At 67.2% G+C, this 13,343-nt stretch carries 11 protein-coding genes and 1 tRNA gene; 2 read left to right on the top strand and 10 right to left on the bottom strand.

The window, feature by feature from the left end; translation table 11 throughout:
• Positions 1 to 366 precede the first annotated feature (366 nt).
• A tRNA-Pro gene (locus ASC59_RS01990) sits at positions 367 to 443 on the bottom strand.
• 90 nt (positions 444 to 533) lie between these two features.
• Between ASC59_RS01990 and ASC59_RS01985 the strand changes: the two genes are divergently transcribed.
• Together ASC59_RS01985 and ASC59_RS01980 are read left to right on the top strand one after the other, a co-directional pair.
• The gene (locus ASC59_RS01985; RefSeq protein ID WP_055817889.1) at positions 534 to 1,199 is read left to right on the top strand and encodes a GNAT family N-acetyltransferase; all 666 of its coding nucleotides are present in this window, start codon (positions 534 to 536) and stop codon (positions 1,197 to 1,199) included.
• A 29-nt stretch (positions 1,200 to 1,228) separates the two neighbouring features.
• Positions 1,229 to 2,641, top strand: a complete 1,413-nt coding sequence (locus ASC59_RS01980) for a DUF2252 domain-containing protein (RefSeq protein WP_055817887.1) — start codon at positions 1,229 to 1,231, stop codon at positions 2,639 to 2,641.
• A 6-nt stretch (positions 2,642 to 2,647) separates the two neighbouring features.
• Here ASC59_RS01980 and dapF read toward each other — a convergent pair whose 3' ends face one another.
• From dapF to ASC59_RS01935, 9 genes are all read right to left on the bottom strand, one after another.
• On the bottom strand, positions 2,648 to 3,529 hold the full coding sequence (dapF, locus tag ASC59_RS01975) for a diaminopimelate epimerase (protein ID WP_055817885.1): 882 nt from the start codon (positions 3,527 to 3,529) through the stop codon (positions 2,648 to 2,650).
• Positions 3,530 to 3,624: 95 nt separating this feature from the next.
• Positions 3,625 to 5,244 (bottom strand): chitinase, encoded by a 1,620-nt coding sequence (locus tag ASC59_RS01970; RefSeq protein ID WP_055817883.1) that lies wholly within the window; start codon positions 5,242 to 5,244, stop codon positions 3,625 to 3,627.
• A complete protein-coding gene (locus tag ASC59_RS01965; RefSeq protein ID WP_082513337.1) occupies positions 5,244 to 7,661 on the bottom strand; it encodes a glycosyltransferase family 2 protein in 2,418 nt (805 codons plus the stop codon). Before ASC59_RS01965 ends, ASC59_RS01970 begins: the two co-directional genes overlap by 1 nt.
• 250 nt (positions 7,662 to 7,911) lie before the next feature.
• On the bottom strand, positions 7,912 to 8,859 hold the full coding sequence (gene miaA, locus ASC59_RS01960; RefSeq protein WP_235492545.1) for a tRNA (adenosine(37)-N6)-dimethylallyltransferase MiaA: 948 nt from the start codon (positions 8,857 to 8,859) through the stop codon (positions 7,912 to 7,914).
• Positions 8,843 to 10,474, bottom strand: a complete 1,632-nt coding sequence (gene miaB / locus ASC59_RS01955) for a tRNA (N6-isopentenyl adenosine(37)-C2)-methylthiotransferase MiaB (protein ID WP_082513336.1) — start codon at positions 10,472 to 10,474, stop codon at positions 8,843 to 8,845. The genes miaA and miaB overlap by 17 nt, the downstream gene beginning before the upstream one ends.
• A gap of 16 nt (positions 10,475 to 10,490) precedes the next feature.
• Positions 10,491 to 11,120, bottom strand: coding sequence for a regulatory protein RecX (locus tag ASC59_RS01950; RefSeq protein WP_055817881.1), 630 nt, complete (start codon positions 11,118 to 11,120; stop codon positions 10,491 to 10,493).
• A 39-nt stretch (positions 11,121 to 11,159) separates the two neighbouring features.
• Positions 11,160 to 12,251, bottom strand: a complete 1,092-nt coding sequence (gene recA / locus ASC59_RS01945; RefSeq protein WP_055822649.1) for a recombinase RecA — start codon at positions 12,249 to 12,251, stop codon at positions 11,160 to 11,162.
• A 298-nt stretch (positions 12,252 to 12,549) separates the two neighbouring features.
• Complete coding sequence (locus ASC59_RS01940) at positions 12,550 to 12,774, bottom strand: DUF3046 domain-containing protein (RefSeq protein ID WP_055817880.1); 225 nt, start codon at positions 12,772 to 12,774, stop codon at positions 12,550 to 12,552.
• 124 nt (positions 12,775 to 12,898) lie between these two features.
• Complete coding sequence (locus ASC59_RS01935; RefSeq protein WP_055817878.1) at positions 12,899 to 13,207, bottom strand: helix-turn-helix domain-containing protein; 309 nt, start codon at positions 13,205 to 13,207, stop codon at positions 12,899 to 12,901.
• Positions 13,208 to 13,343: the final 136 nt, after the last annotated feature.

The raw sequence follows: 13,343 nt of genomic DNA, 5'->3' as shown, positions 1-13,343 counted from the left end.
TCCGCTTGCCGGGCTAGTGCCAAACGACGCAGGACACCTTGCGTCTGCCTGCCGCCGGCCCTCATTCGTCCGGCGACACCGACGATGCCGATGCCGGAGGAGGAGTGACGTCGGCCCGCCCTCCCGGTGCGCTGAGCTTGAACCAACCCAGCGAGGCTGAGATCGATACCGACGACAGTTGCCGCAATCTCAGCTGTTCCCCGCCCAGAAGGCCATCGCCGTCTCGACCACCAAATAGGGGACGCGAGAGTTCTCGATCGATCCAATCCGCGGACTAAGTACACGAAAACAGAAATCGCTCCTGAGATAGCTCAGGAGCGATTTCATTTTCCAGCAGTTGTTAGACCGGTTCATCGAACGGCCCTTTGGTCGGGCTGACAGGATTTGAACCTGCGACCCCTTGACCCCCAGTCAAGTGCGCTACCAAGCTGCGCCACAGCCCGATGCCCCGGCTGGCCGAGGCAACCTGTCAATCATAGCGTGCCGAAAAGGGTGCTCGAGACACCGTCGGCGCTCGGTCGTAGGGTGAAGGCATGGCAGCGAAGGTGCGCATTGTTCCAGTGACGGATGCCCCCTGGGCCGACGTGGAGCGCGTGTTCGGCACGCGCCGCGACCCGGCCGGGTGCTGGTGCCAGTTCTTCAAGTTGCCGAACGCAGCGTGGAAGACGATCAGTGCCGGCGAGTGCCGCAACCTGCTCGAGGAGCAGGTCCAGACGGCGCGGCGGGGAGAGTCGCATCCGCCCGGCGTCATCGCGTATCTCGAGCCCGATGCCGAGGCGAGCCGGAGCGAGAACGACGGCGACGCGGCCGAACCCGTCGGCTGGTGCGCCGTGGAGCCGCGCACGGTCTACGAGCGCCTGCGCACCGCGAAGGTCGTCACGGGAAGCACGGAAGCCGAAGACGATGACTCGGTCTGGGCGGTCACCTGCTTCGTGGTGCGCGTCGGGCACCGCCGACAGGGCATCGGCGGCGCACTGCTCCAGGGCGCGATCGATCAGGCGGTCCGACTCGGTGCGCGCGTCATCGAGGGCTATCCCGTCGATGCCGGCCGTGAGCGGAAGTCGAGCGCCGAGCTCTACCACGGCACTCTCTCGCAGTTCCTGGCGGCGGGATTCGAGCTCACGGCGCGGCCGTCGCCGAGCCGAGCCGTCGTCACCCTGCGAGTCGATGCGCAGGACGACGCCCGAGCGCTAACCTGACTTCATCCTCGACCAGGAATGGACGTGCCATGAGCGACACCACAGGACGCCTGCGCTTCGACCACGACGAGGTCACGAGGCATGACGAGTTGTACGCCGATGGCAGGTCTCGGCGTGCTGTGCTCCCCCGGCGCGAGCAGGCGTCGATGGCCGAGAACCCCGACCGCGATCCGCTCGACATCCTCGAGCGCCAGCATCACCCGCGGCTGCCCGACCTCATCCCCCTGCGGGTGCACCGCATGCTGCAGAGTCCGTTCGCGTTCTATCGCGGCACTGCTGCCATCCAGGTCGCCGACCTCGCGCACGAGCCGAACACGGGGCTGAACGTCGTGCTGTGCGGCGATGCGCACATCTCCAACTTCGGCATCTACGCCTCACCCCAACGCACGCTGGTCTTCGACCTGAACGACTTCGACGAGGCGGCGTCCGGCCCCTGGGAGTGGGACGTGAAGCGTCTGATCACCAGCATCGTCATCGCCGGTCGTGAGAACGGATACGCCAGGTCCGAGATCCGGCGTGCCGCGTTGACCGGAGCGGCCGCCTATCGCATCGCCCTTCGTGCCGCGCTCGAACTGGGTGCCATCGACCGCTACTTCCTGCACGCCGAGGTGAAGGCCGGCACGTCGCGGTTCGGCCCTGAGACGCAGAAGATCATCGATAAGGCCGTGCGTGCCGCCCGCAACCGCACCTCGGCCCGCGTGGTCGAGAAGATCATGACGCGGGCCGACGACGGGTCGTTGCAGATCGTCGAGGACCGCCCCACGCTCATGCACATCGAACCCGAGCTCGAGGCGCGCCTCACCGAGATCTTCGACGCCTATCGCGCGTCCGTCGCTCCCGACGTCGCACTCCTGCTCTCGCAGTACACGGTGACGGATGCCGTGCGCCGCGTCGTCGGAGTCGGCAGCGTGGGCACGCGGTGCTACATCGCCGTGCTCACCGGACCGCGCGGCGAACCGTTGGTGCTGCAGTTCAAGGAGGCCGCCAGATCGGTGGTGCACGAGTTCGGTGAAGCACCGATCGATCCCGCGCCCGGCATCGACCCGGCGATGATCGCCACGGAGCATGGCTTCAGGGTGATCGCCAACCAGCGCATCCTCCAGGCGGTGTCGGATCCGTTCCTCGGATACCTCGCGGGCGAGGAGGGTCGCAGCTTCTACGTGCGGCAGTTCCGGGACCGCAACGTGTCGTTCGACATCGCTGCCCTCAGCCCTGGCCAGTTCGTCGACTATGCAGACGCGTGCGCATCCCTCCTCGCTCGGGCCCATTCGCAGAGCCCGGCGGCGGCGAGCATCTCGGGCTACCTGGGAACCGGTGACGTGTTCGACAAGGCCGTGGTCGCCTGGGCGGATGAGTACGCCGACAGGTCGTTCGCCGACTTCGAGCTGCTGCGCGACGCGGTCGACAGTGGGCGCTTCGTCAGTTCGGAGTTCGGCGCCTAGCCGCCGTCAGCCGAGGCCCAGCACTCCATCGAAGACCAGCTCTGCCGGTCCCGAGAGGGCGACGTGCTCGCCGTCCTCGGCGGGGAACATCCGCACTCCGACACGCCCGCCGGGAACGTCGACTCGCCACTCGTTCGGCGCACCGGCTCCGGCCCAGTGCCTCACGGCGAGGGCCGCGGCGACAGCGCCCGTTCCACAGGAGAGAGTCTCCCCCGAGCCGCGCTCGTGCACGCGCATCCGGATGCGACCGACACCGTCGTGCACGAGCGGCTCGTGCGGAATCACGAACTCCACATTCGCGCCGTCCGGCGCCTCGGGTTCGAGGATCGGGATGACGGTCAGGTCGATGTCGGCGAGTTCGTCCTCGTCGGCCAGGGCCACGACGACGTGCGGATTGCCCACGTTGATGCCGAGGCCGGGGCGGGCTACGGACAGTTCGCGGGCACGCACCAGCGGCTCGGTGCCGTCGAGCCTCCAGCGACCGAGGTCGACCTGGAAGCCGGTTCCCGAGCGCTGCAGGTCGCGCACTCCCCCGCGTGTGCCGATGGCGACGGAGTCACCCTCGGCGAACTCGAGCAGGCCCTGCTCGATGAGGAATCGGGCGTAGACACGGATGCCGTTGCCGCACATCTCCGACACGGTGCCGTCGGAGTTCCAGTAGTCCATGAACCACTCGGCGTCGGGGTCTTCTGCGAGCGCGGCAGCACCGTCGGCGAGGCTCCGCGAGCGAACGGCACGGATGATTCCGTCGGCGCCGACACCGAAGTGCCTGTCGCAGATGGCGCTGATCTGCTCCGGGGTGAGCTCGAGTTCACCATCGGGATCTGCGAAGAGCACGAAGTCGTTCCCGGTGCCGTGTCCCTTGGTGAAATGCAGATCGATCGCCATGGGGAAAGTCTATGGGCGGCTCGTCAGCGCTTCGGACGGTCGCTCCGCTCGGTCCTCAGCGAGCGGTTGCTTGAACGTCCGGTCGCCGAAGCGACTCAGCCGGCGGGCGTTCCCGACACGAGGGCGGTGATGTCGGCCTGGGTCAGGGGCTCCCACGGCGACGAGTCGGGGTCGGCTGCGGATGCCTCTGGGCTGTCGGCCTGCGTCCACCACTTCGCCTCGTAGGGAACACCCTCGAAGAGGATCCGGTCGCCCTTCTGGTAGGTGGCCGTGCCCGCCCACTCGGGGAACGTGCCTGCTGGCAGGGTCGCCTGTGGAATCGGCGTCTCGCCCTCGAGCACCGGCCCCACGAGCTGCCACGGCGACTCCCAGTCGTTGAGCACGGGATTGTCGGGAACCTCGGCCTTGGTCCACCACTTGGCCGTATAGACATTGCGGTGCCAGACGACCTTCGTGCCCTTGAGGTAGGAGGCGTCGGTCGACCAGACGGGGTAGGGCGAGGTGGCAGGGTCATCCGCGACCTCGGCGGCCTGGGTGGGCTCGCTGGTCGTCGCGGCGGCGTTCTCACCGGCGGCGAGCGATCCGGGGAAGCCCGTGGCGAGCAGGTCGGCGAACGACGTGTCGCCCTGCTCGACGCCACTGCAGGCATCCGAGACGATCGAGGTGGTGGTGTAGTTCGATCCGCAGGTCTTGTCGCGGTTGGCCGACCACATCGACATGCGGCCGAGACCCTTGTCGGTCGCCCACGCGTTCAATCGCCTGGCGTCCTTGAGAGAGAACACCTCGTCAGCCACGTCGTTCTGGCCGATCATCGGCGTCGCACCTACCTTCGACCAGAGGGTCGCGTCACCGAGGGTGATGTCGGCGCGACTGTAGAGCACGCCCAACTGGCGCTGGGTCGCGGTGAGCGCCTTCTCGGATGCCTCGGCCATGCTGTCACCGTCGGCGAGGCTGGAGCCGTAGTCCATGGTCATGGCGTTGACGCCGGCCAGGTCGACGCCGGCGTCGAGCATCGCGGTGACGGCATCCGTTCCGGCTTCGGTCAGGCCCGAAGGCGCGACGGGAAGCGTGAGCCAGACGGCGATGGGATCTCCGGCAGCGCGGCGCTGCTTCTGGAGCGCGGCGATGGCAGTGGCGCGGCGTTCGGCCGCTGCCCGGTCGGTGAGACCGGCGCCCTCGAGGTCGAGATCGATTGTGCCGACCTTGTAGCGGTCGAGAACGCTGGCGTAGGCAGCCTGAAGCTTCGTCTCGTCGACGCAGGTGACTGCGAGCTCGTCATTCAGCAGGCCGCCGAACGAGACGGCGATGGTTCCGCCACCCTGCTGCAGGCGGGCGATCCGGCGATCGAGGTCGAGGGTGTCGCCGGCCTGCTCCATCGAATAGGCCGTGCCCCAGCTGGGAGTGCAGGCATCCGTCGTTGAGGACACGATGAAGGAGAGCACGGCGTCAGGGGTGTCGGTGGTGCCCTGGGTCTCGAACTCGTAGGTCGGCGTTGCCGTCACGTCGACGTACCCGGCGAACCAGGGCTGAGCCTGCGACGGATCGGCCTGCGTCGAGGCCCACGAGCGCGCGCCGAGGAATCCGGCGGCGATCACGGCGAGAAGCACGACGATGGCGATGGACACCCGCAGCGGGGAGAGGCGGCGGTCCGAGAGTTCGACGGCCTGGACTGCATCCTGCGGGGCGGATGCGCTCACGCGGTTCTTCGTGGCCATCAGGCTGCCTTCCTCTCGTCGCGGAGATCGTGTGCGTCGTGGGAGTGGCGCGCGTCGTGAGCGTCGTGAGTTCCATCGACGCCGCGAGCTGCGTCCTCGCGGGCTGCATCCGGCACGGGGCGAACGGATGCGGCCCTTCGGTGCGGCGTGCCCACGGCCTCCAGCATCGGGACCGCCTCGTCTGCGTGACCGTGGTAGAGCACGGAGCGCCAGTCGAGCCCGTCGGCATCCGTCGCCGTCGTGGTGGCCTCGACCGGCTGGACCCGCGGCACGTACAGCGGCTTGATGAGTCCGAGCCAGGTGTCGACGAGTGCGTTGCCGATGCCGATGTAGGCCACGATCGCCCAGCTGGCGAGCACGGCGTTGATGCCGGCGAACGCCGCGTTGCCCCAGTTGCCGGCGGTGACATCGCGCCAGAGCGTGAGGAGTGAGAAGGCCACGATGAGGAACGGCGTCACCACGTAGAGCAACGGCGCCGCTGTACGGTTCTTGACCTTGGGAGTGCGCACGAACGGGATCTTCTTGCCGGTGAGCGCCTGCTGCATCGACTTCAGCACGCCGGCGAGATTCACCGGCAGCATGATGAGGTTGAAGCCGTAGATGCGCAGCACGTCGCTGCGGCGGTAGCCCGCGTAGCGCAGGTCGCTCGCCATGGCGAGGAAGTACGGCAGAGCCGCGAGCAGCACGACAGGGCTCAGCAGACGGCCGTCGTACGGATACGCCAGCAGGAAGACCAGTCCGAAGCTCGCCCACGCGATGGACGCCATGTAGTTGACGCGGAGCAGAAGCTCGAGCATCGGCACCTGCTCGCCGCGGCGCTTGCGGGCGCGCACCTGGCGCCAGAGCTTGGGCAGGATGAGGAGGCCGCCGTTGGCCCAGCGGCGGCGCTGCACCACGAGCGATCCGAAGTCGGGCGGGGTGGCGGAGTAGCTGAGACGCTCGGGGTAGTTCACGAGGCTCCAGCCGTGGGTTCCGAGGTCGACGCTCGACTCGGTGTCCTCGATGACCGTGCGGTCCTGGATGTAGCGCTTGACCTCGAAGCCGCCCACGAACTCGGTCTCCGCGATGTCCTCGATGGCGACCTTGCGGATGACGGCGTTGGCGCCCACCCAGAAGGTGGCACCGAAGTGGCTCATCCCCTGGTGCAGCACGTGCTGGATGTCTGTGGTGGCGGCGGCAAGACGCTCGATGCGGGTGGCGGCACCGCGGAACGACGAGTACGGCGTCTGGGTGACGGCGACGCGCGCGTTGTCGGGTTGCTGCAGGAAGTACACCAGGCGCAGGCAGTAGTCACGGAGCAGGATCGAGTCGGCGTCGAGGGTGAGCAGGAAGTCACTGTCGGCGAAGCTCACGTCGAACGGGTCGCCGGCGGCCGCGGGGATCAGTGCCGGGCCGTTCGGCGTCTCGGCGAGGGTGAACTGGCCGCCCATCAGCCCGATGTAGGCGTTCAGGTTCATGGCCTTGTTCGCCTCGTGCGACGTCGACGCGAAACGCTTGCGCTCGAACACGTCGAGATCGGCGTCGAACGTCCAGGCCAGGCGACGGTAGAGCTGGCCGATGCGATCCGAGGAGAGCACCGCGTCCTCCTCGACCGACGTGGCGATGGCCCGCCCGGTGAGGAGGAGTTCGTCGGCGAGTCCGCCCAGCACCTGCTCCACGAAGAAGAGGTCGACGTGGTCGTCGAGGGTCTCCCGCTCGCCGGCATCCGTCAGCCACTGCGCGGCGAACGCGTAGTGCTCGGCAAGAGCGTCGGCGTGGGCGACCGCGAGGTCGTCGGGCAGCACACCCGAGGCGATCTGCGCTTCGAAGGAGGCGAGGGCGGCCGCGAAGCGTTCGCGCGGCTCCGCGAGCATCGCTGAGATGTCGTCGGCGAGGGCGCGGGTCTCCTCGAGCCTCGAGAGCACAGCCGGCTGCTTCGGGAAGGGCGGGTCGTCGAGGAGGAGCACGACCTTGATCGACGGGTACTCCTGCAGTGCCGCAGAGAGCAGCGTGGCTCGGACGACGTGCGGCTCCTCGGCGTACGACGGAACGAGGACTGTGATCGAGGAACGGTTCTCGGCGAAATGACGATCGAGTTCGGCGCGGGGCACCCGAACATGCTTGCTGAACCGCTGCAGTGCGCCCTCGCGCGCGACCAGGTACATGAGGGCCGAGAAGGTGAGGAAGGTGACGACCACCAGGTACCCGATGGCCTCCATCGTGAAGCGGAAGTCCTGACGGCCACCATCGATGAACTGACGGATGACCGTGGTCACCACGTAGACGGCCCAGAACACGACGGTCAGCACGATGGCGACGCGGCTCCACGTGATGGTGCGGTTCGACGGACGCGGGTGCACCGTCGGCAGCGGTCGTGTGCGCTTCTCAGCGCCCCACTGGCGCTTTCGGGCATGCGGAAGGGATTTCACGGAGGACATCAGAGGCTCTCGTTCGGGATGATCGAGCACTCGTCAGCCCAGGGAAGGCGAGAGCGGCTCACAACCGAATCTATGCGCCGTAATGCTTAGAAAGCTGGGAAATTGTCCTCAGAAGTGAGGACACGCACCCCCAGAGTGGGGCACATGACCCAGTCGAGAGGCCACCGTTTGCGCCGATGTTGCGACCGGCGCGGATTTCTTGCGTGTACCCCGGTCCGATGGGCGTGTCGCGTCGCCGACGTTCCGTGGGTCAGAGTTGATCGAGCACGACTCGCATCGCCGACGCCACTCGGGCTTCATCCGTCGCTTCCAGCCAGGTCGTCTTCGGGTAGCGCTTGAACCAGCTCACCTGGCGGCGCGCGTAGCGCCGGGTGAGTGCCTGCGTCAGGTCGATCGCCTCGGCCTCGTCGATCTCGCCCCGCAGTTGGGCGAGGGCCTGTGCGTAACCGATGGCGCGGCTTGCAGTGATGCCGCGCTCGATGCCGGCCGGAATGAGCGCCTCGACCTCGCCGAGCATCCCGTCGGCCCACATCTGCTCGACCCGCGAATCGAGCCGCTCCACGAGCTCAGCTCGATCGAGGGCGAGGCCGATCATCGCCAGAGGTGCCCATTCGACGGGTTCATCCGGAAGCGAGGCGGCGTGCGGTTCCCCCGTGATCTCGATGATCTCGAGGGCGCGCACGAGGCGGCGTCCGTTCTGCGAGCCGATGCGTTCGGCGGCGTTCGGGTCGAGAGCCTTGAGTCGTTGGTGGAGCAGGCCCGGACCGCGTTCGCTCAGCTCCTGTTCCAGTCGGGTTCGGAGTTCGGTGTCGGTGCCGGGAAAGCGGAAGTCGTAGACGACCGACGAGACGTAGAGGCCGGATCCGCCGACGAGAATCGGTACTGCGCCACGTTCGCGGATTCCGGCTATGGCAGCGCGCGCCTCGGTCTGATAGCGCGCGACGCTCGCCTCTTCGGTCACCTCGAGTACATCGAAGAGGTGGTGACGGATGCCGCGACGCTCGCTGGGCGCGAGCTTCGCCGTGCCGATGTCCATGCCGCGGTAGAGCTGCGAGGCGTCTGCGTTCACGATCTCGACCGAGAGCCCGTCGGCGATGAGGTGCTCGGCGATATCGAGGGCGAGGGCTGACTTGCCGGTGCCGGTGGCGCCGACCACGGCGATGAGTGGCAGCGCCGCCGCCTCAGTGGGCGTGGTCACCTGTGGCGTGGGAAGCCGTGGCGCGGGTGCCAGTCAGCCCGAGATCGACCCGCGTGGCTGACCGCAGGGTCGGGAGTCCGAGGGAGACCGTGCCTGGAGTGGAGCCGGACGCGCTGCCCGCGGCGGCGCCAGATGGCACTCCGCAGGACTCGGCCTGCGCCAGGTCCCAGGCATCTCCGGCGCGGGTGCGGCGGATGCGGAGCGGTTCGCCCGGAACGGCATCCGCGATGAGGTGGAACGGCGCGGCCTGCGTGACGACGACCGAGACCACGTCGCCGGGGCGGGGAGCAACGGCATCCGGTGGCACCTCGAAGTGCACGAGTCGACTGTCTTCGGCGCGACCGCTGAGGCGGTGCGTCGCGGCGTCCTTGCGCCCCTCGCCGTTGGCGACGAGCACGTGCACCTCGCGGCCGATGATCTTCTGGTTCTCCTCCCAGGAGATGCGCTCCTGCAGAGCCACGAGACGTTCGTAGCGCTCCTGAACCACGGCCTTGGGAACCTGCTCGTCCATGGTCGCCGCGGGGGTTCCAGCACGGATGGAGTACTGGAATGTGAATGCCGTCGCGAACCTGGCCAGTTCGACGACTCGCATCGTCTCGAGGAAGTCCTCTTCGGTCTCCCCGGGGAAGCCGACGATGATGTCGGTGCTGATGGCGGCCTCCGGCATCCTGGCACGCACGCGGTCAAGGATGCCGAGGAACTTCTCGGACCGGTAGGAGCGACGCATGGCCTTGAGAATGCGGTCGGAGCCCGACTGCAACGGCATGTGCAGCTGGGGCATCACGGCGTCGGTCTCGGCCATGGCATCGATGACATCGTCGGTGAATGCGGCCGGATGCGGGCTGGTGAAACGGATGCGCTCGAGGCCGTCGATGGCTCCGGCGGCGCGCAGCAGCTTGCCGAACGCCAGCCGGTCTCCGAACTCGACACCGTAGGAGTTGACGTTCTGGCCGAGAAGCGTGACCTCGATGGCTCCGTCGTCGACGATGGCCTGGATCTCGCCGAGCACGTCGCCCGGGCGGCGATCCTTCTCCTTACCGCGCAGGGACGGAACGATGCAGAACGTGCAGGTGTTATTGCAGCCCACCGAGATGGACACCCACCCGCTGTAGCTGGAGTCGCGCTTCGTGGGAAGCGTCGAGGGGAACGTCTCGAGGGAGTCGAGGATCTCGAGCTGGGCCTCGTCGTTGTGCCTCGCACGTTCGAGCAGGCGCGGCAGGGCGCCCATGTTGTGGGTTCCGAAGACGACGTCGACCCAGGGCGCCTTCTCGAGGATGGTGCTCTTGTCCTTCTGGGCGAGGCAGCCGCCGACCGCGATCTGCATGCCGTCGTGCCGCTTCTTGACGGACGCGAGGTGCCCCAGGTTGCCGTAGAGCTTGTTGTCGGCGTTCTCGCGCACGGCGCAGGTGTTGATCACGACGATGTCGGGCTCGCTGTCGACCGCTCGCACGTAGCCGGCCGCCTCGAGGGAACCGCTCAGGCGCTCGGAGTCGTGCACGTTCATCTGGCAGCCGAAGGTGCGCACCTCGAAGGTGCGTGCCCGACCGTCGCCGTCGAACGCCGCGACGGATGGCGCGATCAGGGTCGGTTCACTGCTGACGACGGTACTGCTCATGCAGACCAGTGTACGTTCAGCGGGCGCGTCGCCCGATCGCTGAGAATGCCGTCTTGACGGCCTCTCGGGAGACGCTCGAGGAGTAGCCCTTGCGCATCAGGAAGGAGAGCAACCGACGCTCGGCCGTCTCGTCGTCGAGAGAACTCATCCGGCTGAGTCTGCCCGCGGCGAGCTCCGCTGCCGGGCCGCTCTCGTCGACCGACAGCTCGTCGAGAACCGCGCTCATCGCGTGCTGGTCGAGCTTGCGGCGTCGCATCTCGGCCTCGACGGCGGAGCGCCCGAGACCCTTGCGCTCGTGGTGGGTGTGCACGATCTGCTCAGCGAGCCTGGTGTCATCGAGGTAGCCGATGCGCTCGAAGCGCTCGATGAGCTCCTCTGCTGCTCCCCCGTCGAGTTCGAGTTCGATGAGCACCGCTCGAGCCTCGGCCACGGAGAGCGAGCGCCCGCGCAGCCGCCGAGTGAGCACGTTCTCGGCCTCGAGAAGGTCGCGCTCGGGGTCGACGCCGGGAACCCGACGCTGGGAGACGAGTTCTTCTGCCGCGGCGTCGGTGTCGGTCTCCGACCCGGCCCAGGGAAGATACGAGACCGGGGCGAGACGCTCGTTGGTGCTGCCCGTGCTGTTGCTCGTGCTGCTGTTCGACGGCATGTGTCTCTCCCCGGTCTCGTATCGGTGCTGCTCTAGAAGCTAGGCGCCCTTGCGCTTCGCCGTGATCGACTCCACATTGGCGGGAACCTCCGCAGCGAGAGCCGCATCGGTTGCAGCCTTCGCTGCAGCACCGGCGATGCCGACGCCCAGCTTCGCGAGGATCTTGTTCTCGATCTCGAGGGCGATGTCGGGGTTCTTGAGCAGGAAGTTGCGCGAGTTCTCCTTGCCCTGCCCCAACTGGTCACCGTCGTAGGTGTACCAGGCGCCCGACTTCTTGACGATGGCGTGGTCGACGCCGAAGTCGATGAGCGAGCCCTCACGGGAGATTCCGACGCCGTAGAGGATGTCGAACTCGGCCTGCTTGAACGGCGGAGCCATCTTGTTCTTGACGACCTTGACGCGCGTGCGGTTTCCCACGGCCTCGGTTCCGTCTTTCAGAGTCTCGATGCGACGGATGTCGAGGCGCACCGATGCGTAGAACTTGAGCGCCTTGCCGCCGGCTGTGGTCTCGGGGCTTCCGAAGAACACGCCGATCTTCTCGCGCAGCTGGTTGATGAAGATCATCGTGGTGTTCGTCTGGCTGAGACCACCGGTGAGCTTGCGGAGCGCCTGCGACATGAGTCGCGCCTGGAGTCCGACGTGCGAGTCGCCCATCTCGCCCTCGATCTCGGCGCGGGGCACGAGTGCCGCCACGGAGTCGATGACGATGAGGTCGATGGATCCGGAGCGCACCAGCATGTCGGCGATCTCGAGAGCCTGCTCACCGGTGTCGGGCTGGGAGACGAGGAGCGCATCGATGTCGACGCCGAGCTTCTTGGCGTACTCGGGGTCGAGCGCGTGCTCGGCATCGATGAAGGCCGCGATGCCACCGGCGCGCTGGGCGTTGGCGATGGCGTGCAGCGTGAGGGTCGTCTTACCCGACGACTCGGGGCCGTAGATCTCGACGATGCGGCCTCGCGGGAGTCCCCCGATGCCGAGCGCGACGTCGAGCGCGATGGAACCCGTCGGGATGACAGCGACGGGAGCGCGCTCATCGCTTCCGAGGCGCATGACTGACCCCTTGCCGAACTGGCGGTCGATCTGGGCGAGAGCTGTCTCGAGTGACTTCTCGCGGTCTGCAGCTGAGGGCATCATGGTCTCCTTCTGTCGATATTCCGTCGCCTCTAGGCTGTCGTGTCGCGTGAGGCAAGAGCTGGCGCTCATGAACCGGGCACGCGACTGACAAGGCAGTCAGCAGTTCATCGCTGATGGAAGGAACGCTACGCCGGGCCTCCGACATTGCTCGGATGACCCTGACGACGGTGCACTGTCCGTCTTCGATTCGCTGCTGTTGAGGAGCCTAGCAAGATCCGAACATCCGTTCGAGATACGACGACGGCGTGTCGTGTGGCGCACCCAGGTCCGCGAAGGCGGTGCAGGGCGACAGGGACTAGCGGCGCGGCTCGCGGAGGCCTGCGCCGTGCCGACGGTTCTCGGGCACGTCCATCGCGGCGCACAGGGCGTACCAGACGTCGCGCGGGCGGGTGCCGGCGGCGAGGGCCTCATCGCCCGTGACGTTGCCGAGGTCGGGCAGAACGAGGTCGCGGAGTAGGGAACGTCCGTAGGCGTCGCCGAACTCCTCCTGCACGGCGAGGCGGAACTCGCTGGACTTCACAGATGACTCCACAGACCGAAAAGACCCGACCGCTCGGCGCGAGCCGCGGCGACGGGAGACCAACAGGGGAAAGAAACGCCAGCCGGTCGATGACCGGCTGGCGTGAGGAGACGTGTATGGGGACTCAGCGGACGAGCAGCTCGGCGTCGAAGTCGACGACGAGGTCCTCGGGCACTGTGTCGGGAATCGGGTTGATCCCCTCGAGGACGGCCAGACGGTCGCCCACTTCGCGCATGATGACGGAGATCGGTGTGTCGAGCGCATCGGCGACCGATGCGAGGATCTCGCTGGATGCTTCCTTCTGTCCGCGCTCGACCTCGCTGAGGTAGCCGAGTGCGACACTGGCCTTGCTCGCGACCTGACGGAGCGTGCGGCCCTTCTGCAGACGGAAGTCCCTGAGAACATCGCCGATTTCCTGACGAACCAGAATCATTGGAACCCCCTTCTGTGCTGCCAGTCCACCCTGGTGCGGGTGAGTTGATACAGAGTACGACAGGTACTCATAGATCCAGCGTACTGCGCTGTTCCGGCGTTTTCTTGTGAATACGCCCGATGTAACGGCGAGTTAA

It is taken from the genome of Leifsonia sp. Root1293 (genome assembly GCF_001425325.1).
GTDB lineage: Bacteria > Actinomycetota > Actinomycetes > Actinomycetales > Microbacteriaceae > Orlajensenia.
This window is presented reverse-complemented; position numbering and strand designations above follow the sequence as displayed.